The 22,562-nt window shown below is 58.7% G+C and carries 24 protein-coding genes; 11 read left to right on the top strand and 13 right to left on the bottom strand.

Features of this window, described 5'->3' with window-relative positions; all coding sequences use genetic code 11:
• The first annotated feature begins 33 nt into the window (after positions 1-33).
• Together JK232_RS22850 and JK232_RS13865 are read left to right on the top strand one after the other, a co-directional pair.
• Complete coding sequence (locus JK232_RS22850) at positions 34-159, top strand: type II toxin-antitoxin system HicA family toxin (RefSeq protein WP_420847732.1); 126 nt, start codon at positions 34-36, stop codon at positions 157-159.
• 62 nt (positions 160-221) lie between these two features.
• A complete protein-coding gene (locus JK232_RS13865; RefSeq protein ID WP_212589322.1) occupies positions 222-632 on the top strand; it encodes a type II toxin-antitoxin system HicB family antitoxin in 411 nt (136 codons plus the stop codon).
• A gap of 46 nt (positions 633-678) precedes the next feature.
• Here the strand turns inward: JK232_RS13865 and JK232_RS13860 are convergent, their stop codons facing one another.
• The 6 genes from JK232_RS13860 to ftnA form a co-directional block, all read right to left on the bottom strand.
• On the bottom strand, positions 679-1,086 hold the full coding sequence (locus tag JK232_RS13860) for a type II toxin-antitoxin system HicB family antitoxin (protein WP_101828507.1): 408 nt from the start codon (positions 1,084-1,086) through the stop codon (positions 679-681).
• Between the two features lie 50 nt (positions 1,087-1,136).
• On the bottom strand, positions 1,137-1,313 hold the full coding sequence (locus JK232_RS22845; protein WP_101828506.1) for an mRNA interferase: 177 nt from the start codon (positions 1,311-1,313) through the stop codon (positions 1,137-1,139).
• Positions 1,314-2,157: 844 nt separating this feature from the next.
• The gene (locus JK232_RS13855; protein ID WP_072933320.1) at positions 2,158-2,493 is read right to left on the bottom strand and encodes a YebY family protein; all 336 of its coding nucleotides are present in this window, start codon (positions 2,491-2,493) and stop codon (positions 2,158-2,160) included.
• A 33-nt stretch (positions 2,494-2,526) separates the two neighbouring features.
• Positions 2,527-3,423, bottom strand: coding sequence for a copper homeostasis membrane protein CopD (gene copD / locus JK232_RS13850; protein ID WP_072933318.1), 897 nt, complete (start codon positions 3,421-3,423; stop codon positions 2,527-2,529).
• Positions 3,420-3,794, bottom strand: coding sequence for a copper homeostasis periplasmic binding protein CopC (gene copC / locus JK232_RS13845; RefSeq protein WP_072933316.1), 375 nt, complete (start codon positions 3,792-3,794; stop codon positions 3,420-3,422). The genes copD and copC overlap by 4 nt, the downstream gene beginning before the upstream one ends.
• A gap of 164 nt (positions 3,795-3,958) precedes the next feature.
• Entirely contained in the window at positions 3,959-4,468 is a 510-nt protein-coding gene (ftnA, locus tag JK232_RS13840) for a non-heme ferritin (RefSeq protein WP_072933314.1), read from the bottom strand.
• A 359-nt stretch (positions 4,469-4,827) separates the two neighbouring features.
• Between ftnA and JK232_RS13835 the strand changes: the two genes are divergently transcribed.
• Positions 4,828-5,058, top strand: coding sequence for a DNA polymerase III subunit theta (locus JK232_RS13835; RefSeq protein WP_072933312.1), 231 nt, complete (start codon positions 4,828-4,830; stop codon positions 5,056-5,058).
• Between the two features lie 26 nt (positions 5,059-5,084).
• Here JK232_RS13835 and pip read toward each other — a convergent pair whose 3' ends face one another.
• Positions 5,085-6,041 (bottom strand): prolyl aminopeptidase, encoded by a 957-nt coding sequence (gene pip / locus JK232_RS13830; protein WP_072933310.1) that lies wholly within the window; start codon positions 6,039-6,041, stop codon positions 5,085-5,087.
• Positions 6,042-6,482: 441 nt separating this feature from the next.
• On the opposite strand from pip, the gene JK232_RS13825 reads away from it, so the two are divergent.
• Positions 6,483-7,235, top strand: a complete 753-nt coding sequence (locus tag JK232_RS13825) for a carbon-nitrogen hydrolase family protein (protein WP_072933308.1) — start codon at positions 6,483-6,485, stop codon at positions 7,233-7,235.
• A 27-nt stretch (positions 7,236-7,262) separates the two neighbouring features.
• A complete protein-coding gene (exoX, locus tag JK232_RS13820; RefSeq protein ID WP_072933306.1) occupies positions 7,263-7,925 on the top strand; it encodes an exodeoxyribonuclease X in 663 nt (220 codons plus the stop codon).
• Between the two features lie 95 nt (positions 7,926-8,020).
• Here the strand turns inward: exoX and JK232_RS13815 are convergent, their stop codons facing one another.
• The 4 genes from JK232_RS13815 to dbpA form a co-directional block, all read right to left on the bottom strand.
• Positions 8,021-10,063 (bottom strand): S9 family peptidase, encoded by a 2,043-nt coding sequence (locus JK232_RS13815; RefSeq protein ID WP_212589321.1) that lies wholly within the window; start codon positions 10,061-10,063, stop codon positions 8,021-8,023.
• A gap of 155 nt (positions 10,064-10,218) precedes the next feature.
• Positions 10,219-10,524 (bottom strand): N(4)-acetylcytidine aminohydrolase, encoded by a 306-nt coding sequence (yqfB, locus tag JK232_RS13810; RefSeq protein ID WP_072933302.1) that lies wholly within the window; start codon positions 10,522-10,524, stop codon positions 10,219-10,221.
• 25 nt (positions 10,525-10,549) lie between these two features.
• Complete coding sequence (locus JK232_RS13805) at positions 10,550-10,885, bottom strand: YebG family protein (RefSeq protein ID WP_101833771.1); 336 nt, start codon at positions 10,883-10,885, stop codon at positions 10,550-10,552.
• Positions 10,886-10,996: 111 nt separating this feature from the next.
• On the bottom strand, positions 10,997-12,379 hold the full coding sequence (gene dbpA / locus JK232_RS13800) for an ATP-dependent RNA helicase DbpA (RefSeq protein ID WP_212589320.1): 1,383 nt from the start codon (positions 12,377-12,379) through the stop codon (positions 10,997-10,999).
• Between the two features lie 317 nt (positions 12,380-12,696).
• Here dbpA and purT point away from each other — a divergent pair, with 317 nt between their 5' ends.
• Positions 12,697-13,875, top strand: coding sequence for a formate-dependent phosphoribosylglycinamide formyltransferase (gene purT, locus JK232_RS13795; protein ID WP_212589319.1), 1,179 nt, complete (start codon positions 12,697-12,699; stop codon positions 13,873-13,875).
• Between the two features lie 51 nt (positions 13,876-13,926).
• Here purT and JK232_RS13790 read toward each other — a convergent pair whose 3' ends face one another.
• A complete protein-coding gene (locus JK232_RS13790) occupies positions 13,927-14,166 on the bottom strand; it encodes a YoaH family protein (protein WP_072933292.1) in 240 nt (79 codons plus the stop codon).
• A gap of 167 nt (positions 14,167-14,333) precedes the next feature.
• Between JK232_RS13790 and pabB the strand changes: the two genes are divergently transcribed.
• The 4 genes from pabB (at position 14,334) to JK232_RS13770 (ending at position 19,943) form a co-directional block, all read left to right on the top strand.
• Positions 14,334-15,719, top strand: a complete 1,386-nt coding sequence (gene pabB, locus JK232_RS13785) for an aminodeoxychorismate synthase component 1 (protein ID WP_072933291.1) — start codon at positions 14,334-14,336, stop codon at positions 15,717-15,719.
• Positions 15,716-16,324 carry a CoA pyrophosphatase gene (locus JK232_RS13780; RefSeq protein ID WP_101833776.1) on the top strand — a complete coding sequence of 203 codons (609 nt, stop codon included), beginning with the start codon at positions 15,716-15,718 and terminating at the stop codon, positions 16,322-16,324. Before pabB ends, JK232_RS13780 begins: the two co-directional genes overlap by 4 nt.
• A 349-nt stretch (positions 16,325-16,673) precedes the next feature.
• A complete protein-coding gene (gene sdaA / locus JK232_RS13775) occupies positions 16,674-18,038 on the top strand; it encodes an L-serine ammonia-lyase (protein WP_072933289.1) in 1,365 nt (454 codons plus the stop codon).
• A gap of 309 nt (positions 18,039-18,347) precedes the next feature.
• A complete protein-coding gene (locus JK232_RS13770) occupies positions 18,348-19,943 on the top strand; it encodes an EAL domain-containing protein (RefSeq protein WP_101828501.1) in 1,596 nt (531 codons plus the stop codon).
• A 47-nt stretch (positions 19,944-19,990) separates the two neighbouring features.
• On the opposite strand, the gene JK232_RS13765 is transcribed toward JK232_RS13770, so the two are convergent.
• The gene (locus JK232_RS13765) at positions 19,991-21,538 is read right to left on the bottom strand and encodes a TerC family protein (RefSeq protein ID WP_212589318.1); all 1,548 of its coding nucleotides are present in this window, start codon (positions 21,536-21,538) and stop codon (positions 19,991-19,993) included.
• 570 nt (positions 21,539-22,108) lie between these two features.
• Between JK232_RS13765 and JK232_RS13760 the strand changes: the two genes are divergently transcribed.
• On the top strand, positions 22,109-22,562 hold a 454-nt coding region (locus JK232_RS13760; protein ID WP_212589317.1), incomplete at its 3' end, for a mannose/fructose/sorbose PTS transporter subunit IIA.

Here is a 22,562-nt window from a genome sequence, read left to right as displayed (position 1 = left end):
AACAATTAATAGCTGATAGATAGATTAAGCAGCGTGAGTCATGTAACGCTGAGTAAACCAGGGGGAAGGAAGATAATTACCATACCCCATCCCCGGAAAGATGCTTCAAAGGGGATTGCCCGACAGACTCAAGTGATTTCAGATTTCAAATTGTTATAACAGGGTGCGCCGAAAGCCGCCCCTCTCTGCAAAGGCCGTCATTCGCAACTGATGAGGTGTTTATGATTTATCCGCTTTTTATCTTTAAAACTGACAGCGGCGCATACGATGGCTACTTTCCTGATGTTGAAGGATGTTTCTTTGCAGGAAACTCTTTAGAGGAAGCCATTCATCGTGCGGAAAAAGCGTTTGCTGCACACATGGAAGTGTTAATTGCGCAAGGCGGCCACGTACCCGCACCCCGCGATCCGGCTGATTATCTTGGTGACGAACGTCTTACCCAGGATAGCGGCTTTCTCGCATTGGTAGAGATTGATCCGACCAAATACGAGACGAAGGCTGTTAAGTTCAATCTGACCATGCCTGGCAATCTGTTAACGGCAATAGACCGTTATATTGAGCAGAACGGACATTATAAAAACAGGTCAGCGTTTCTCTCTGACTTAGCCAGAAAAGAGATTGCGCGGGGATAGTGCTCCTGACCACCGAATAGGCTGGCCTTTGAAGCAGGGAATGGAATCAGGAAGCGGTTATTTCCAGCCGCTTACCCAGCGCCAGGAGCGCTTTCTGTATTGTGTCGATTTTAGTGCTATGACTCAGCGATACGATGCGCTGAACTTCCTGCGGGCGCGTATCAATCAGCCTGGCTAACTCCGCATTAGACACACCCTGTTGAACCAATGTATTCAACAGAAGCACCTTCGCAGCAACGCTGGCCGGCACCTCCACAAATGCTTCACCCTCTGCTGATGGAGCTGGAATCTCACGACGGTCTTCAAAGTAGAAATCAAACGCCGTTACCAGAGCGTCTTGCGCCATTGATAGCGCTCCTTCTCTGGTATCACCACCGGTTATTGCTTCCGGGATGTCGGGGAACAGCACCGCACACCCTGTTTCATCACAGTCGAACGTTACTGGATATCGCATAAATGATTAATTGAAACTCCGCGAATACCAACCCCAAGGGGGGGTGGTTTTTATTTCATTCCGAGTTGCTTGAGAATCATTTTTCTCAGCGGCTCCGGTATCTCTTTTGCCGGAGGCCCCGGCATGATTGTTTGCCTGCCGTTAAGGAAGATTTTTAGAGGGTTTGTTCCCTCTTTAAATTCCGCCCCCCGACCAGCAAGCCAATGTCTGAACCCACTTTGCTTCACTTTCCCTGTCGGTTTAAGTGAAGATAACTATAAACATTTTTGTTTATTCCGCCAACAGAAAGATGAACATTTTTGTTTATAAAATTGGCTACAACGAAAGCTCACCTGTTTCATAACACGAGTATATTGCTAAGCGATACCACGTCAGGCAGCTTGCCTGTTGCGCAGAGACGCAAAAGCCCCCCTAAAACGAGCCTTTTTGTGTTTATTCTTACCAGTGAAATTTAAATAAATCGCATTCTTTCAATGAGTTAAGGTTCTTAACGAATTTTTCTGGAACTGGCTTATCTTTTACCATTTCAATTGCACTCTCCAGTAATTGCAAAGCCCTAGGGATCATAATGGCGCTATAGCACGGATCTACTTCAGGGATAAGGACTTTAACTACCCAGCGCTATGAGGATTTACTGCTGTTTAGCTGGGCAAGAATATGCGCAACACCAGGCGGGACATGAGTCGCAAAAGATGCTCTAAAGTATCTGGATGTGCACAGTTCAGAGCTTACTTTGCTATAAAAACCGGATATGGAATTTCGGGCACTTTTCAGATAGCCTCAAAAAACACCTTTAAAACCAAAAGCATAAAAAAAGACCGAATACGATTCCTATATTCGGTCTAGGGAAATGGCTCTTGGGAGAGAGCCGTGCGCTAAAAGTTGGCATTAATGCAGGCTGTTATGCCTTGCCCTTTAAAGCGTAGACGACGCAGGTGATTTTTCCAGCACCCTCACCGGGCAGTGATAGTGACAACCGGGAAGGAATTCACTTTTGTGATAACAGTCCCAAAACAAGCCCTTAACACTGGCGCTCTGCCATTTCCCTGACTTTTCATTGTGCCGTCTGGCTTACTCGCACAGGGTCAGCGCCTTCTGCTGTACCGCGGCCAGGCTCATTTTCTGCCCCGGTTGCTGTGGGTCGTCGAGCTGAATAATGGCAATCGGCTTCGCCTGGGTTTTGCCGGCTTTCACTTCTGCTTCAGCGATGTCGTTCAGCGGGTACTGCACCAGGGTGCTGTCATTGATGGCGTAAAGCGCATGGCCCGCGCGGCACTGCAACATCACTTCCTCACGGGTGAACGGCCATGCCTTGCCGAACTGGAAGCGGCTTACGGTGATGATATCCGCGGCGAACGCACTGCTGCACACACCGGCCAGCACCAGGGAGAGGATTACTTTTTTCATTGGGGAGTCCTTTACTCTATCCAAAACAAAAACTTAGTTTACCGCTACCGGCTCCAGGGTCGCAAACAGGCTGACCAGCAGCAAAACCAGTACCGAAAGCCCGAGCAGCAGTGAGGTGGCACGTACCACGCCGCGTTGCGCCTGCACCGGCGAGGCGGTAAAACGCGGCACAATGCGGTAGCGGTTATAGAGCGCCACCGCCACCATCACCGCCACCAGCGCCGCTTTCACCAGCAGTAGCATCTGGTACGGCGAACGGCTTTCAAACGGCCAGCCCTGCACAATCAGCCAGGTATCAACGGCGCCGGTGGCAATCACCAGCGCCACAGCCAGATGGCCAAAAGTGGAGAAGCGCAGCAAGGCGAGGATCGCCTCCTGACGCCACGGCCCGCCCCGGCTGAAACGCAGGCATCTCAGTAACGGCAGCAAACTGCCGAACCAGTAAGCCGCAGAGAGCAGATGCAGAGTATGGTTGGCACGTTGCGCCAGCCCGGCCATCCCTTCGCGCATGGCCGCATGGCCGACGCTGCCCAGCCCCACCAGCAGGGCGAACGTCAGCAGCAGAATAAGCCTGTCACGCCAGCGGTCAGCCGGCAGCAACACACTCAGCAGCAGCAAGGCGGCAAACAACAGATGCCAGCGCCAGACCTGGCCAAACGCGGTGTTCAGTACCGCCAGCCAGATCGGGAATGCCGTGACATCCGGCCAGCCCTCCCCCATCAGCCCGCCCTGCACGGCCACCATCAGGCAGGCCGTCAACAGGGCCACCAGCGCCGCGTATCCCTGCCAGTAACGCAGGCGCTGCAGCAGGACCGCACCAAATGCGGCCGGGGCCAGAAGCCGGGTAAACACACTGATGCCGAACAGTTGCATCACCGCCAGAAAATGCACAAAGCGGCATGCCACCCACAGCAGGGAAAGCGTACTCATTTTACCGTGAAGCGGTAGGTTCCCTGGGTGCGGTGCCCATCGACAGAGACAACCTTCCACGCGACCTGATACTCACCGGCGGGAAGCGCCTTATCCAGCGGCACCTGCAAGCGGGTGTTATCGCCGTTGTCACTGCTCAGCGCGGCGGAAGGTATCGTCATCTGCACCGGGCCGCTCAGGGTGATACGGCTGAAGCGGGGTTCTACGCCCTCGGTGAAAGTCAGGACCAGCTGTTGCGGGCCGCCCTGCACCAGGGCGTTGGCGGCAGGTGCCGAAGAAGCCAGGTGGGCGTGGGCCAATGCCGCAGGGGCGACGGCCGCGGTGAACAGGAACGCGCATAACACACGAAGACAAAGGAATGTTTTTGGCATAACAGACGTCTCTCTGGCTGCGGGGCAAAATTTGCGCCTACTTTACCCGATTCAGCCGGTGAGATGTTGCAAAAAATGCATTGGGTTATCGCGCGGAGGTGAAAAGAAAGGGCAATAAAAAAGGCCTGCACCAGGGTGCAGGCCAATACGTGCGCGCAATGTTTTTATGCCGCCGGGTCGCTGCCCGCCGTCATGTTTTTTAATTCTTTATCGATAATAAACAGGCCGTTACCGGTGTTGCTCACCATGCCCAGCTTGTCGAGCACGGATTTGAACAGTTTCTCTTCTTCATGCTGCTCAGCCACATACCATTGCAGGAAGTGGAAGGTAGAATAATCCTGCAACGTCATTGCCAGGTGGGCCAGTTCGTTGATCTTACGGGTAATCAACTGCTCGTGCTCATAGGTCAGGGTGAACACATCCGCCAGGGATGCAAACTCTACCGGCGGCGCGGCAATGGTGCCGAGCAGCGGCAGCGCACCGGTGTCGCTGACATAGTCAAACAGGCGCTGCATATGTTCCATCTCTTCACGCGAGTGTGACTTCAGGAACGCCGCCGCCCCTTCAAAGCCTTTGTCACTGCACCAGGCGCTCATTTGCAGGTAGAGGTTAGCGGAATAGAACTCCAGGTTCAGTTGCTCGTTAAGCTGGCTGACCATTTCTGGCTTTAACATAGACATATCCTTATAAACGACAGGCGAAGCGATATTTAATAATTTTTCGCATTATGCCGACATCCTTTTAAATTACAAACAGCAATTTTAACAATCGCAGAGAAAGTAAATCATCCTCTTGAAAATAGTCATTATTTTTTTATTACGGCACGACACCACCCGGCAACCCTCTTTATTTAATGATAATTGTTTACATCCCTTAAAATAAATAAAGACGAATCATTCTTATTTATATTTTATCCCGCCTGCCCCTTTCTTCCTGTTGCCCCACCTGCCCGGCAGACACACACCGCCTTGCCATTTTCACAGGCTTGCTTTATTTTTGCCGCAGCATAACCAACGCCCGGCAGGAGAGAATGATGGGATATAACCTGGCTGAACTGACACCCGATGAGATGAACCGGATCAATGTGGATTTGGCCGCGTCCGGCGTCGCTTTTAAAGAGCGTTACAATATGCCGGTGGTGCCTGAACTGGTTGAGCGCGAGCAACCGGAAGCGCTGCGTGATTACTTCCGCGAACGTGTGGCGTTCTACCGCAGCGCATCGCACAACTACTCACGCCTGCCCTATGAACCCAAAATGAAGTAAGCGCCGCCCCAGGCCGGGGCGGGCCGCTATGCCTTGCCGGCGAACTGGTCAGTCGCGCGGATTAGGCGATCCAGAATGCCCGGCTCGTCAAACGAGTGCCCCGCCCCTTCGATAATATGCAGCTCTGCTTCCGGCCAGCGGGCCGCCAGATCCCAGGCGTTCTGCACCTGGCAGGCCATATCATAGCGCCCATGCACAATCACGCCGGGAATATGGCGGATGCGGGTAACATTCTCCAGCAGCTGATCGTCCCGCTCCAGGAAGCCGCCGTGGCTGAAATAGTGGTTTTCAATGCGGGCAAACGCCAGCGCAAAATCATCCTCACCAAAGGAGGCGGCATTCACCGCCGGCATCAGCGTGACGGTCTCCCCTTCCCACAGGCTCCAGAGGCGTGCCGCTTCCAGCTGCACGACCGGGTCATTGCCGGTGAGGCGACGGCGGTAGGCACCAATCACATCCTGCCGTTCCTCCTCTGACAGAATAGAGAGCACGCGCTGCCATTTGTCCGGGAAGAAGCGCGAGGCACCATCCTGATAGTACCAATCCAGTTCCTGTTGGCGCAGGGTGAAAATGCCGCGCAGCACCAGCTCACTGACGCGTTCAGGGTGCGTCTGGGCATACGCCAGCCCCAGCGTGGACCCCCAGGAGCCGCCAAAGACCAGCCACTGCTCTGCCCCGGCCATCTCACGCAGCTTTTCCATGTCGTCGATCAGGTGCCAGGTGGTGTTGTTGTCCAGGCTGGCATGGGGCCGGGAGCGGCCGCAGCCGCGCTGGTCAAACAGCGTGACGTTGTAGTGTGCGGGATCAAACAGCTGGCGATGGAGGGGTGAACAGCCGCCGCCCGGCCCGCCATGAATAAACACCGCCGGTTTGCCTTGCGGGTTCCCGCTGCGCTCCCAGTAGATCTGGTGCCCGTCGCCGGTGTTCAGCCACCCGCTGGCGTATGCTCTGATGGGCGGATATAAGCCCTTTAATACCGTCATCTGCTGTTCCGATCTGCCTGATCCTGAGGTTTACTAAAACCGATTGTTACATTTGCGTCAATGAATTAGCTCTATTGTGTAGAGATTCCGGTTTTTTTGGCGATTTTCCCACCACTGTTACGCTACATTTTGTCCAAAAAGAGATCTTAAAAAAAACAGTGCGTTTAAAAATTTTGGTTAATAGCGCTTGAAAAATTTTCTCAATCAGCCGTTAATAAGGGTGCATACCAACCCAGCCACCGGTACAGAGAGGCCACCATGAGTAAGGGAATGGATAGCAAAAAAAATGCGAAGAAGAAGCCGTTGAAGACCCCAGCTGAAAAGCGGGCGGATAAACGTTCAAAAAAGGCGCATCCGCAAGAATGAGTCCGGCTGAACCGCGTACTTAAACCCGCTCTGGCGGGTTTTTTTATTGTCTCTGATATCTAAAGGATTGAGTGCATGAGTCGGATTGTTATTGCAGCGGCACAATATTGCAGCGTGCCATGTGATATCGAGAAAAATGTCTCGTTACATCGCGAGTTTATTGCCCAGGCAGCGGAGCATCAGGTCAACCTGCTGATTTTTCCCGAGCTGTCGATTACTGGTTATGAAATTGCCCAGGCACCGGAGCTGGCCCTGATGCTTGGCGACCCCCGCCTCACGCCGCTGCGCGATGATGCGCGCCGCCATAAGATGACCGTTGTTTTTGGTGCGCCGATTATTACTGACGACCAGGGCACCTGCTGCATCGGTGCCGTGACCTGTGAGGCCGACGGTACCCTCTACGCCTATACCAAACAGCACCTTGCCGGCAATGAGCCCCACTATTTCTCCCAGGGCGAAGGCGGCCCGCTGGTGAATGTGCAGGGTTACCCGGTGGGGCTGGCCATCTGTGCGGATGTGCGCGTACCGTCGCATCCGGCCCAGGCCGCGCTTTCCGGCGCGCAGATTTATACCGCCAGCGTGCTCTTTTCCGAAGAGGGTTACCTGGAAGACACCCAAACCCTGGAGACGTACGCCCGGCAACATCAGATGGCGGTGTTAATGGCCAACCACGGCGGCCATACCGGCGGGTGGCAGCCGGCCGGCAAAAGTGCCATCTGGGCCGAAGGCGGCCATTGCATCGCCCGCGCACCGAGCCACGGCAATGCGCTGGTGGTGGGCACCCGCCATCAAAACCAATGGCAGGGCCATGTATTATCATTAGGGTAACCGTGACCCCTACCCAAAGGAGTGCCAATGATGCTGCGAGTTATTGATACCGAAACCTGCGGCCTGGACGGTGGCGTGGTTGAGATCGCGTCAGTGGATCTGGTCGGGGGAGAGATTGTGAACCCGATGAGCGATCTGGTTTCCCCCGATCGCCCAATCAGTATTGAGGCGATGGCGATCCACCACATCACCGAAGAGATGGTCGAAGGCAAACCGCGGATTGCAAAAGTGATCGGCCGCTACCACGGCAGCCCCTATTATGTGGCGCACAATGCCGCGTTTGACCGCGCCATGTTGCCGGAAATGCATGGCCGCTGGATCTGTACCGTAAAACTGGCCCGGCAGGCGTTTCCCGGCCTGAAATACAGCAACCAGCATTTACGTTACGCCTTGCGGCTGAAAGTGGATGTGCCGGAGGGGCTTTACCCGCACCGCGCGCTGTATGACAGCTACGTCACGGCGGCGCTGTTGCAGCGCATTATGCAGGAGACGGGCTGGAGCGCTGAAGAGATGGCGGACATTACCGAACAGCCGGTGCTGCTGCGCACCTTGAAATTCGGCAAATACCGCGGCCGCCCGATTGAAACCGTGGCGCAGGAAGACCCGGCCTATTTGCGCTGGATGCTGAAATCCATCGACGATCTCAGCCCCGATATGCGCTATACGCTGAACCACTATCTGGCGCCCTGACCTCTACCAGACTGCCAGCTGATCCTTTTACCGATCAGCCGGCCCCTTTTCCGGCCCCCGCCGCGCACTGAATGCCGCGGCGGCACTGCCCGGCGTCAGGCCTGCGCCTCGTTCAGCGCCAGCACAAACGCATACTCCATCGCGATATCCTCATAGGCTTTGAAGCGGCCCGACTTCCCGCCATGCCCGGCATCCATGTCCGTGTACATCAGCAATTGGTTGGTGTCCGTTTTCAGTTCGCGCAGTTTCGCCACCCATTTGGCGGGTTCCCAGTACTGCACCTGCGAGTCATGCAAACCGGTGGTAACCAGCATATGCGGATAGGCTTTGGCGGTGATCTGGTCATAGGGGCTGTATTCCAGCATACAGCGGTAATAGGCTTCCTGATTGGGGTTGCCCCACTCGTCATACTCACCGGTGGTCAGCGGAATGCTCTCATCGAGCATCGTTGTCACCACATCCACAAACGGCACCTGCGCCACAATCCCGTGATACAGCTCCCCGGCCTGGTTGATCACCGCGCCCATCAGCAACCCACCGGCGCTGCCGCCCATCGCATAGACCTTGTCCGCATGGCCGTACTGCTGTTCCACCAGCGCGCGGGTGACATCAATGAAGTCATGGAAGGTGTTCATCTTGTTGAACAGCTTGCCGTCTTCGTACCACTGCTGGCCCAGTTCGCCGCCGCCGCGGATATGGGCGAGTGCAAAGACAAACCCACGATCGAGCAGGCTGAGGCGGCTGGCGCTGAATGACGGATCCATGCTGCTGCCGTAGGAGCCGTAGCCGTAAACCATCAGCGGGTTATTGCCGGCGGTGAACCGGTCACGCCGGTACACCAGCGACACCGGCACTTTTACGCCGTCGCGCGCCGTCACCCACAGGCGCTCACTGGTATAGTCGCTGCTGTTAAAATCTTTGACCTCCTGCTGTTTCAGCAAGGTGCGCTCGCCGGTGTCCATGTTGACTTCAAACATTGAGGCCGGGGTAGTCATTGAGGAGTAGCCATAGCGCAGCAGAGACGTCTCCGGGTCTGGGTTATAGGCCAGCCAGGTGACATAGGTCGGGTCATCAAAGCGGATCTCTTTCTGCTCGCCGCTCTGCCAGTGGATCTGGCGCAAATGGGTCAGCCCTTCGCTGCGCTCTTCCACCACCAGCCAGTCACGGAACAGGCTGAAGCCCTCCAGCATCACAGTATCGCGCGGCGGGATCACCGCCTGCCACTGTGCCTCGTCCGGCTGGTCAGCCCGGTAAAGGCCGAAGTTTTTACCGTCTTTATTGGAACGGATATAGAAATGGTTCTGGTAGTGATCCAGCGCGTATTCATGGTCACGGCGGCGCGGCACAAAGACCTGCGGCGCGGCATCAGGCTGGTCAGCATCCAGTAACAGGATCTCTGAGGTGGTGGTGCTGCTGAGGTGGATCAGGATAAAGCGCTCGGAGGTGGTTTTCTCCAGCCCCACATAGAAGGTGTCATCCTGCTCCTGGTAGATCAGGGTATCTTCAGCCGGATCGCTGCCGACGACGTGGCGGTAAACCTGATAAGGCAGCAGGGTTTTGTCATGTTTGCGCACATAGTAGAGCGTGCGGGCATCATTGGCCCATTCAAAACTGGCGGAGGTATTGGTAATCACCTCGTCGGCCCATTCATCGCTGCCGATTTGTTTGATGCGGATGTCGTACTGGCGGCGGGAGAGGAAATCCTCTGCCAGGGCCAGTTGGCGGTTATCCGGGCTGACTTCCATCGCGCCCAGCGTATAGAACTCGTGCCCTTCTGCGCGCACGTTGGCATCAAGCAGGACATCCCACTCCGCCGCGGCGTCTGCCGGCTGGCGCAGGTAAATCGGGTATTCATTGCCGGGCTGGTAACGGGTCTGGTAACGGAAACCGTGGCGCACATAGGGCACCGACGCGTCTTCTTGCGGGATGCGGTCTACCATCTCCTGATAGAGGGCTTCCCGCAAGGATTGATAAGGTTGCATGGCCTGCGCGGTATAGGCGTTCTCTGCCGCCAGGTAATCCAGCACCTCGGGGTGTGTGCGGTCATCGTCACGCAGCCAGTAATAATTATCGATCCGGGTATCACCGTGGGCGGTAATCGGATGCGGGCGTTTCTCTGCTTTTGGTGGTGTGGTCATGAACTGATCCCTGGCACTGCCATTATGAACCGACTGAAAAATGCGGGACGCGGGCGACAGGCGCTCCGGAGTCTGTACGGTCATCATACGTCATGCTGCGGCGGCGACGCGGGCGTCCCGTCACAACACATTAATAACAAAAATAATGATAGACCCTAACAGAGGGTGAACTCAATGCAGGTGAGGTGCTGTATGCCGGGGTAGATGGACCCGATGACCTGCTTCAGTTCAGGCAGGGTCATGTTCTCCTGCCGGGCATGGGACGCATCCAGCGCAGAGAAAGCCACAGGCGTGACGGAAAGCACGCGCAGGCGGCAGAAGGAAACCCCATCCTCCAGGCGTGAGACCTGCAAAATATCACCCGGCGCAACGTCAGCGTCACTGCCGCTGCGCAGGGTGATGGTTTTACGGCCTGCCAGGATGTCCGCCTCAAAACGGCGGTAAAAGGTGAAAGGTATCACGGCATCACTCCCTGATGGCGCAGGCTCAGGCGGCCTGCTCGTCGCTGCCTTCGGCCTTGCCGCGGCTTTTGGGTTTCAGGCGCGCCGGTTCTGCGGCGTCGTTGCCTGGTGCTGATGCCAGCACGCTTTCCAGCGAGCCGCCCCGCAGGATTTGCGTCAGCGGATCTTTATGTTCCGCCAGGAAGAAGCTCAGGCGCTCACGCTCGCTCTCTTCCATTTCCAGCGCAGAATGGGCCAGCCATTCAGACAGGGTATCGGCCAGATCCAGCATCTTGTCGTAAGCGTCAGCTTCTTTCTTGGTCGCAAACGTCATCTTTTCCTCGCCTTGTCGCACCACGACATATTTTACTTCTACCGTCATGAGTGATAATCCTCTTATGGCACACTACTGTATGAATATACAGTTTAAGTAAATCGGGGCGCGGAGGCAAGCCCTTTTACACATTCCGGAACCTGCCTCGCAAAAGAAAAACTACTTCAATAATCGGGCTTTACAGCTTTTACCTTTGATTTTACCTTGCTGCAACTGCGACAACGCCCGGCGGGCGCTGGCACGGCGGATGGCGACATAGGCATGGACCGGGAACATGTCAATTTTGCCCACCTCGGCCGCCGTCAGCCCGGCATCGCCGGTCAGCGCACCCAGGATGTCACCGGGACGGATTTTCGCCTTGCGGCCGCCGTCGATGCAGAGGGTAGCCATCTCCGGCTCAAGCGCGACCGGCGGGGTGGCAAGCAGTTTTTCAGCCGGTTGCCAGGTGGTACGGATGGCGAGGTAATCCTCCAGCGCGTGCACGCGCACCATCTCCTGCGGCGTACAGAAGCTCACGGCCAGGCCGCTCATCCCGGCGCGGCCGGTACGGCCGATGCGGTGAACATGCACTTCCGGGTCAAAGGAGAGCTCATAGTTGACGACCAGTTCGAGGTCTTTGATGTCCAGCCCGCGTGCGGCGACATCTGTCGCCACCAGCACCCGGCAACTGCGGTTGGCGAAGCGCACCAGCACCTGATCGCGGTCACGCTGCTCCAGGTCGCCATGCAGCGCCAGCGCGCTGATGTTCTCGTCAGCCAGCGCCTCGTAGACTTCCTGGCAGTCGCGTTTGGTGTTGCAGAACACCACGCAGGAGGTCGGCTGGTAGTGGCGCAGGGTGCCGGTCAGCAGGCGCAGCCGTTTTTCACGGGTGGTTTCCACAAAGATCTGCTCAATGGTGGTCTGTTCCGCTTCTGCCGCGATCTCCACATCCAGCGGCTCCTGTTGCACGCGGGCGCTGATGCGGGCGATGCCTTCCGGGTACGTGGCGGAGAACAGCAGTGTCTGGCGGCGCGGCGGGGTGTAACGGATCACTTCATCGATGTCATCGCTGAAGCCCATGTCCAGCATACGGTCGGCTTCATCCAGCACCAGGATGCGCAGGGCGTCCAGTGACAGCGTCTGTTTGCGCAGGTGCTCCTGGATGCGCCCCGGCGTGCCGACCACGATATGCGGCGGGTGCACCAGGGAGTCGAGCTGCGGGCCGATAGGCTGGCCGCCGCATAAGGTCAGGATTTTGATGTTCTGGGTAAAACGTGCCAGCCGGCGCAGCTCTTTACTGACCTGATCCGCCAGCTCACGCGTCGGGCATAACACCAGCGCCTGCGTGACATACTGCCCCGGCACAATTTTGTCCAGCAGGCCAATGCCGAATGCGGCGGTTTTGCCGCTGCCGGTCTGGGCTTTGGCGCGCACGTCGCGGCCGCTGAGGATCGCCGGCAGTGACGCCGCCTGCACCGGGGTCATGGTGGCGTAACCGAGTTCCGCCAGATTGGCGAGTTGCTCCGCCGGCAGCGGCAGGGAAGAAAATGAAAGTGTGCTCAAGACAGTAACTCTTATGGTGATCAGAAAAGGAGGCGGGAGTGTGCTGCTATACAGTCAGTTCCAGCAAACGCCCATCATAACAGAGCCGGCGCCCTGCGTGTTAATAGTGGCTTAACCGGGCGGAAAAAGCCGCATCCGGGCGGTTTTTTATCCATAACCTGCCTGTTCTGTGGCCTGCCTGCGCAGCCGGGCCGCACGCGGCAGCCCCCCTCTTCCGGGCAATAACCGGCACAGCCGTGACCACGCAAACGTTTTCGTTTATACTGCGCGCGATTTTCTCCGGTCTTGTCAGTTAACCCTGTAAATGAAGGTAAGTTATGTTGATCCTTGGAACTGCCCTGCGTCCTTCCGCCACCCGTGTCATGCTGCTGGGTTCCGGTGAACTCGGTAAAGAAGTGGCCATCGAATGCCAGCGTCTCGGCCTGGAAGTGATTGCCGTTGATCGCTATGCCGATGCCCCGGCAATGCATGTTGCCCACCGCAGCCATGTGATCAACATGCTGGACGGCGACGCCCTGCGGGCCGTGATTGAGCAGGAGCGCCCCGATTTTATCGTGCCGGAAATTGAGGCTATCGCCACCAGCATGTTGGTTGAGCTGGAGCAGCAGGGCCACAATGTGGTGCCGTGTGCCGAGGCGACCCGCCTCACCATGAACCGTGAAGGCATCCGCCGCCTGGCCGCCGAAACCCTGGGGTTGCCGACGTCAACCTACCAGTTTGCTGACAGCGAGAGCGCTTTCCGCCAGGCGGTGAGCGACATCGGCCTGCCCTGCATCATCAAGCCGGTGATGAGCTCCTCCGGCAAAGGCCAGAGCCTGATCCGCCATGAGGATGAGTGCCAGTCAGCCTGGGACTATGCCCAACAAGGCGGGCGCGCCGGGGGCGGCCGGGTGATTGTGGAGGGGCTGGTCCGCTTTGATTTTGAGATTACGCTGCTGACCATCAGCGCGGTGGACGGTATCCATTTCTGTGACCCGATTGGTCACCGTCAGGAGGACGGGGATTACCGGGAATCCTGGCAGCCGCAGCAGATGAGCGCCCTGGCGCTGCAACGCGCGCAGGAGATTGCCAAAAAAGTGGTGACGGCACTGGGCGGCCACGGCCTGTTTGGCGTGGAGCTGTTTGTCTGTGGGGATGAGGTGATCTTCAGCGAAGTGTCGCCGCGCCCGCACGATACCGGCATGGTGACACTGATCTCGCAGGACCTGTCAGAGTTTGCGCTGCATGTGCGCGCCTTCCTCGGCCTGCCGGTAGGGGAAATCCGCCAGTTCGGGCCGTCGGCTTCCGCCGTGATCCTGCCGTCGCTCACCAGCAGTGATGTGCGTTTCAGCGGTGTCGGCCAGGCACTGACCGGCCACAACCAGTTGCGCCTGTTCGGCAAGCCGGAGATCGCCGGGTCGCGCCGGCTGGGTGTGGCGCTGGCTACCGGTGACACCGTGGAGCAGGCCGTCGCACGGGCCGTCGGGGCGGCGGCAGCGGTCAAGGTCAGCGGCTGAGGCCAAAAAAAACGGGCGCCGCGGCGCCCGTTTCCCCAGAATGCCCACCGGTCAATAACCGTGGTCATCCTCTTCATCTTCGTCCTGGTCGTCTTGCGCGTCCTGTTCCGCGTCATCCTCTTCGTCATCAAAACGTACCGCGACCTGCCCGCCCTGATGGGATTCCCGGATCTCCTGCGCGACCACAGCAATGGCCTGGCCGCTGCTCATCCCCTCTTCCATCAGCTGATGGATGCGTTCCGCAGCCTGTTGCTGCTCCTGATGTGAAAGTGCCGGCATACCCGCTTGCATGGTTCGTCTCCTCTGTTGACCGGCACAGTATACGCGCCGATGGCCCAATGGCCTACTCTCATGCCGTGCGCTGCCCGCCGCGCCGGGACGATGCCGCCCTTTTTCACCCGGTGCGGTTCTGTGGTAGGCTGGGCGACTGTTTTTGACTGCCCGGCCGGCCCGACACCATGTACGCAACCCATACCCTGACTTACACCCCCGATGCGCTGCTGACGCGCTTTGCCCCGCTTTCCGGTTCCCCGTGGGCAATGCTGCTGCACTCCGGCCGGGCGGATCACCTGCATAACCGGTTCGATATTCTGGTGGCTGACCCGCGCATCACGCTGGTGACCCACGGCGAAGAGACGACGATTGCCGGGGCCGGGGGCGAACAGCGCCGCACAGACGATCCTTTCCAACTGGTGGCGGAGGCGATGGACTCGCTGGGGCTGACGGCCGCGCCGGAGGCGGATCTGCCGTTTCTGGGCGGTGCGCTGGGGCTGTTCGGCTACGATCTCGGCCGCCGGGTGGAATCGCTGCCCAGCCTGGCCGCGCAGGATATCGCCGCGCCGGACATGGCAGTCGGCATTTATGACTGGGCCTTGATCGCTGACCACCATCAGCAGCGGCTGACGCTGGTCTGCCACGGGGATGCGGCAGCCCGGCTGGCCTGGCTGGACGTTCAGCAGGCGCGCCCGGCCCCGGCCGATGATTTCCGGCTGACCGGGGAGTGGCAGGCGAACCTGAGCCGCGAGGCGTATGGTGAACGCTTCCGGCAGGTGCAGGATTATCTGCGCAGCGGCGACTGCTACCAGATTAACCTGACCCAGCGCTTTACCGCCCCCTATCAGGGCAGTGAGTGGCAGGCATTTACCCGCCTCAATGCCAGTAACCGCGCCCCGTTCTCTGCCTTTTTGCGGCTGCCTGGCCAGGCGGTGCTGAGTGTGTCGCCGGAGCGCTTCCTGTGGCTGGCGGACAACCAGATCCAGACCCGGCCGATCAAAGGCACCCTGCCGCGGCTCGCCGATCCGGCCGCCGATGCCGCCCAGGCGGCGCGGCTGGCTGCCTCAGAGAAAGACCGGGCTGAGAACCTGATGATTGTTGATCTGCTGCGCAATGACATCGGCCGGGTGGCGGAACCGGGCAGCGTGCGGGTGCCGCAACTGTTTGCGGTGGAGCCGTTCCCGGCGGTGCACCATCTGGTGAGCACCATCACCGCCCGGCTGCCGGCAGGCTGCCACGCCGCCGACCTGCTGCGCGCCTGTTTCCCCGGCGGGTCCATCACCGGCGCGCCCAAAATACGGGCTATGCAGATTATTGAGGAGCTGGAACCGCAACGGCGCAACGTCTATTGCGGCAGCATCGGTTACCTCAGCCTGTGCGGCACGATGGACACCAATATCACCATCCGCACCCTGCTGGCTGAGGCGGGCCGCCTGCACTGCTGGGCAGGCGGCGGCATTGTGGCCGACAGCGATGAGCAGGCGGAATACCAGGAGACGTTTGACAAAGTGGCGCGCATTCTGCCGCAGTTGCGCCCGGCCGCTGAACCGCAGGAGGTTACCGCCGGATGAGCGACTATACGCTGGACGAGTTTATTACCCGCTTTACGCTGCAACAGCCCGCCCCGCCCAAGCCGCTGCGCGATGTGCGGCAGGCCGCGGTGCTGCTGCCGGTGGTCTGCCACCCGGAGCCGACGCTGCTGCTGACCCGGCGCGCCGATACCCTGCGCAAACATGCCGGCCAGGTGGCGTTTCCCGGCGGCTCCGCCGACCCGGATGATGCCTCCCTGATTGCCACCGCGCTGCGCGAGGCGCATGAAGAGGTCGGTATTCCCCCCGCCTCGGTACGGGTGCTGGGCATGCTGGGGCCGGTGGAGAGTTCCACCGGTTTTCAGGTTACGCCGGTGGTGGGGCTTATCCCGCCGGATACCCTGCTGGTGCCGAATGCAGAGGAGGTGGCGGACATCTTTGAGATGCCGTTGCAGGAGGCGCTGCGGCTGTCGCGCTATACGCCGCTGGAGATTGAGCGCCGCGGCATCCGCCACCGCATCTACCTGAGCTGGTATCAGCATCAGTTTGTCTGGGGCATGACCGCCGGGATTATCCGTGAGCTGTCACGCCATGTGGCCCGCCCGGAGGAGAGCGCCAGCATGAATCCCTCCCTGACTGCCGGTTAACCGCCATATCGTCCTTTTGATCCGCCTTTTTTGTGCGCACTTTTACTGAGCCACTGTCAGGAAGGCGATCTTTATCACCTTATTTATGGTAATATTCTGTATATTAGCCCCCTGCCATGATTTGCTACTGAAAAAGCCCCTGTTTTTTGTATGACAAACTAATAACGGCCATCGCTGCCCGGTTTTATGCAGCGTGTCGGGGCAGGAGGTTTCTCCACCCGGTAAGCCTTGCCATTAGGTAATCTCATGCGAAAAGGGGCCGCAGGCCAGGCAGCCTCACTACACTTAATAAGCAGGTCCCTGGTTGTTTTTAAGGCAACCGCCCCGTTTCCCCTGAAGGAGTTTCAGCGTGATCAGCGTTTTCGACATGTTTAAGATCGGCATTGGCCCGTCGAGTTCCCACACCGTGGGGCCGATGAAAGCGGGCAAACAGTTTGTTGACGACCTCGTCAGCCGCGATCTTCTGCCTGCCGTGACCCGTATTGCCGTGGATGTTTACGGCTCCCTCTCCCTGACCGGGAAAGGCCACCATACGGACATCGCCATTATTCTCGGCCTGGCCGGTAACCTGCCGGACAGCGTGGATATCGACGGCATCCCGGCCTTTATCCGTGATGTGGAGGCGCGCCAGCGTCTGCTGCTGGCCAACGGCCGCCACGAGGTTGATTTCCCGCGTGACACCGGCATGGTGTTCCGTCAGGACAATCTGCCGCTGCATGAAAACGGGATGCAGATCCACGCTTTCGCCGGGGATACGCCGATCTACAGCAAAACCTACTACTCGATCGGCGGCGGGTTTATTGTTGATGCAGAACATTTTGGCCAGGTGGATCAGCAGGCGGTGGCCGTGCCCTACCCGTTCAGCCATGCCAGCGATCTGCTGGCCCACTGCCATCAGACCGGGCTGTCGCTCTCCGGCCTGGTGATGCAGAACGAACTGGCGCTGCACGGCAAAGAGGAGATTGAGCGCTACTTCAGCCAGATCTGGCAGACCATGCGCGCCTGTATCGACCGCGGGCTGAATACCGAAGGCGTGCTGCCCGGCCCGCTGCGGGTGCCGCGCCGGGCGTCGGCGCTGCGCCGGATGCTGGTCTCGTCGGACAAACTCTCCAGTGACCCGATGAACGTGATTGACTGGGTGAATATGTTCGCGCTGGCGGTGAATGAAGAGAACGCCGCCGGTGGCCGGGTGGTGACCGCCCCGACCAACGGCGCCTGCGGTATCGTGCCTGCGGTGCTGGCCTACTACGATCACTTTATTGAGCCGGTGACGCCGGAGATTTACATTCGCTACTTCATGGCCTCCGGCGTGATTGGCGCGCTGTATAAAATGAACGCCTCCATTTCCGGTGCGGAAGTCGGCTGCCAGGGTGAAGTCGGTGTGGCCTGTTCTATGGCCGCAGCCGGGCTGGCGGAGCTGCTGGGCGGCAGCCCGGAGCAGGTGTGCGTCGCGGCGGAAATCGGTATGGAACACAATCTGGGGCTGACCTGTGACCCGGTCGGCGGCCAGGTGCAGGTGCCGTGCATTGAGCGCAATGCCATCGCCTCGGTGAAAGCGATCAACGCCGCCCGGATGGCGCTGCGCCGTACCAGTGCGCCGCGCGTGTCACTGGATAAAGTGATCGAAACCATGTACGAAACCGGTAAAGACATGAACGCCAAATACCGGGAAACTTCCCGCGGTGGCCTGGCCATCAAAGTGCAGTGCGACTAATCTTTCCACCGGGCAGCCGCTGAGGCTGCCCGGACACCTTCCCCGCCCCCTCCCCATTTTGCCCAATTCTTTCTGTGATTTTCTGGCTGGTCTGCGGAATTTGTATCACTATTATTCATGCTTCAGGCAGGCAATCCAAAAATAAGCCCTTTATTCTCCGCCTGTTCTTTGCGTCCGGCCTGTCAGCGGCGCTTTTTTCTGTCCTCGGTGTGAGGCCAGGTGTTATCAGGGAGTGGCCACCGATCCGCCCCGTGTGCAGCACGCCTGCGCCGGCAGCGGATTGCCTGCCGTTTTTCATCAAGGAACCCTATGCTGACACCTGATCATGCCAGTGCCAGATACCGCCTTTACCGCTGGGGCCTGTCCGCCGGTATCGGCCTGCTGACATTGCTGCTTATCCTCGGGCTGCGCGTTTATGAGGAGAGCCGGCGCATCGCCGCCACCCAGCAGGCGCTGGTCGCCCATACGGCGCAACAACTGGACATGCTTATCTGGCCGGTGGATCGGGCGCCGCTCGGCTATGACGCCTTTTACGGTATGGAATGCCCGCAAATCCAGCTGAAGCTGTTAAAGCAGGCGGCTGACCTCCAGACCCTGCGCTCGATTGTGCTGGTGCGCGACGGGGTATTGATCTGTTCCAGCCTGGTGGGCACGCTGGACCTGCCTTTCAGCAGCGTGTTGCCGGAATTGCCCGCCCACCAGAAGCTGCTGGCACTGCGCGCCTCCGTTGGCCTTAACCGCGGCGAGCCACTGATGCTGATGTGGAAACCCTTTGGCCCGGACGATAACAGCGGCCAGATCTACACGTTCAATATCCGCCTGCTGGCGCAATTCCTGCTGGAGCCGCAGCCCCCCTACGCTGACCGGCTGGTGCTGAATGTTTCCGGCAACAGCCTGGAGTACCACAAAAACAGCCTGACCCCGCAGGTAAACCTGAGTGGCCTGCCGCAATATACCCACAGTTCGCCGCATTACCCGTTCTCGATCTCGCTGTACGCCCGCTCTGCCTACCATCTGGCGTTTGCGCAGCTCTACCACCATTTGCCGTTGGCGCTGCTGATAAGCCTGCTGGTGATGGCGGCGGCGTACCTGGTGGCCGGCACCCGCATGAGCCTGGCCTACCCGTTGAACCACGCGCTGGACCGCAGGGAGTTTGCGATCTATTGCCAGCCGATTATCCATTGCCAGAGTGCGCGCTGTGTGGGTATTGAGACGCTGCTACGCTGGAACAGCCCGCGCTATGGGCCGGTGCCGCCGGATGTGTTTATCCCGCTGGCGGAGCAACATGCGCTGATTGTGCCGCTGACCCGTTACCTGATGGCGCAGATCGCCGATAATTTTGCGCTGTTCCCGCAGGACCCGGCGTTTTACATCAGCATCAATGTCGATGCGCGCCACTTCCACCAGCGGCAGATTTTGCAGGATGTGCAGCAGATCTGGCTCGCGAAGCAGCCCCCGGTGACGTTGATGATCGAGCTGACCGAGCGCAGCCGGTTGAGCGACATTGACAGCAAGCAGATCCACCAGCTGAAAGCGCTGGGCGTGCTGCTGGCGATTGACGATTTCGGCACCGGGCACAATTCGTTGAGTTACCTGAAAGGGCTGAACCCGGATGTGCTGAAGATTGACCAGTCTTTTACCGCCGCCATCGGCACCGATGCGGTCAATGCCACGGTCACGGACATGATTATCACGCTGGCGCAGCGCCTGAAGCTGAAGCTGGTGGTCGAAGGGGTGGAGACGCCGGAACAGATCGCCTACTTACGGGAGCGGCAGGTGGATGCAGTGCAGGGCTATTACTATGCCCGCCCGTTACCGGTGCAGGAATTCCCCGCCTGGCTGGCGCGGTTTCATGGCGCCACGCCCGACGGCGCACAGCCTGCCCAACAGGAAGGGAAACGCTGAGGGGATCCTGCGCCGGCAGGGTGCCGGCACAGGAAGAGGGTGAAGGGTTACGCCTGTACCGGTTCTTCTTCCGGCAAGGCCTCCACGTAGACCAGATCGATGCGGTAGTCTGACACCGCGCGGATTTCAAACCGGAAGCGGTGCAGCTCCAGCACCTCACCGGCCTGCGGCATCTGCCCGATGTGGGAGAGCAGCAAACCCGCCAGGGACGCGTAATCCTCAGAGGGGCTGACCAGCTCTGAGCAATCCAGCGCCTGTTCCAGCGAGTGGACATCCGCCCCGCCTTTGACCAGCCAGCCGCGCCCTTCCGGCACGATGTCCGGGGTTTCGTCTTCGTCCGGGAATTCCCCGGCGATCGCCTCCAGCACATCCAGCGGCGTGACCAGCCCCTGAATCACCCCGAATTCGTTGCTGACCACCACCAGCCGCCCTTTGGCGCGGCGCAGCACGGCCAGCAGGTTGATGACGTCCAGCGTCTCCGGCACGATGATCGGCGGCGTACGGGCCGCGAAGGCCACGATGTCCTCCCCCTGCTCCAGCGCCACCAGCAGATCTTTGGCGCGTACCACGCCTATCATCTCATCCAGTGAGCCGCGGCAAATCGGGAACAGGCTGTGCGGCGTATCCAGCAGTTGCAGGCGGATCGCTTCCGGCTGGCGGTCACAATCAACCCAGGAGATGTCAGTGCGCGGGGTCATGATGCTGCGCAGCGAGCGCGAGGCGAGCGTCAGCACGCCGCTTATCATGTAGCGCTCCTCTTCGGCAAACGCCCCGGCCGGGATCTCATTCTGCGGCTGTTGCGGATCGGCGTCCTGGCGACGGCCACCCATCAGGCGCATGATCGCCTCGGCTGTGCGTTCACGGCGCGGGCGGCGTGATTCATGCTTGATGAAGTTACGGCGCGCCACCTGGTTGAACAGCTCAATAAGAATGGAGAAGCCGATCGCCGCGTAGAGGTAACCTTTAGGAATGTGGAAACCAAACCCTTCCGCCACCAGGCTCAAACCAATCATCAGCAGGAAGCTGAGGCAGAGCACCACCACGGTCGGGTGGGCGTTAACAAAGCGCGTCAGGGCTTTCGACGCCAGCAGCATCACCCCCATCGCAATCACAACCGCCGTCATCATGATCGCCAGGTTGTCTACCATCCCCACGGCGGTGATCACCGCGTCCAGCGAGAAGACCGCATCCAGCACCACAATCTGGAACACCACCAGCCAGAACCCGGCATAGCCGCGGTTATGCCCGGTGCTGGCGTCATGCCCCTCCAGCCGTTCATGCAGTTCGGTAGTGGCTTTAAACAGCAGGAACAACCCGCCCAGCAGCAGGATCAGGTCACGCCCCGAGAAGGTCAGGCTGCCAACGGAGAACAGCGGCGCGGTGAGCCGTACCAGCCAGGAGATCAGCGACAGCAAACCGAGGCGCATGATCAGCGCCAGCGACAGGCCGATAAGCCGCGCCTTGTCACGCTGGTGCGGCGGCAGCTTGTCCGCCAGGATGGCGATAAACACCAGGTTGTCGATACCCAGGACAATTTCCAACACCACCAGCGTCAGTAAACCGGCCCAGATTGAGGGATCCAGCAGAAATTCCATGTCAGACTCCAGAATGAGAACAGGTTAAATGAGCAACAACCGGATGCCGGGCAGCCGCGTACGGCAGCGCACATACAGGGGCACCAGATCGGTTATCAACGGGGGCAGTACGGGGTAACAACATCAAGCGGGAGATCGCGTGTGTGCCGCAGCGGGGCTGGGAATAACGATCATCAGGGATAAAGCGACTTCGGTGACGGTCCATAAAGTGGGGTTGGCCCCTACACTCCTCATTAAAATAAGAACCGGCACTGTAACAGGATTTTTAAAAGACGACTACCATCTGATCTTACCATTTGAATTAATTTGTAACACAAGTGCGGTTTTTATCGCCGTCTTTCCGGCGATGTATTAGGCATCACGAAATAACAGAGCACCATCACATAAATTATTTCTTCGCTGACTAAAATAAATGGGTCTTGTGCAGCGCGTATTACAGCCTGATGAATTTACTCATTTATTTCTGGAAAACCAGGGTTTTTCGGACAGGTGTAGTGCATCTTTTATACAGCATCTGTCGCCGCGCCCGTCGTGCGCCGACGCGATGCAGTGATTAACAGGAGGTAGCGGGTGAGCATTGCGATTGTCATTGGCACACACGGCTGGGCAGCAGAACAGCTACTGAAAACGGCGGAAATGATTTTGGGCACCCAGGAAAATGTGACCTTTATCGATTTCGTTCCCGGTGAAAACGCAGAGACATTAATCGATAAATACCGCGAGAAAATAAAAGACCTGGACACCTCAGAAGGGGTGCTGTTTCTGGTGGATACCTGGGGCGGCAGCCCCTTTAATGCGGCCAGCCGGATCGCCCACGATGAGGAGAATTATGAGGTGGTCACCGGCGTCAATATTCCGATGCTGGCAGAAACGTTTATGGCCAGGGATGATGACCCGACCCTGGCGGACCTCACTGCGCTGGCGATTGAGAGCGGGCGCGCCGGGGTGAAAGCCCTGAAAGCGCCGGAACCGGCGCCGCAAGCCGCCCCCGTTGAGGCGCAGTCCCCTCCCCATTCCCCTTCGT

Source organism: Nissabacter archeti (genome assembly GCF_018257325.1).
GTDB lineage: Bacteria > Pseudomonadota > Gammaproteobacteria > Enterobacterales > Enterobacteriaceae > Chimaeribacter > Chimaeribacter arupi.
This window is presented reverse-complemented; position numbering and strand designations above follow the sequence as displayed.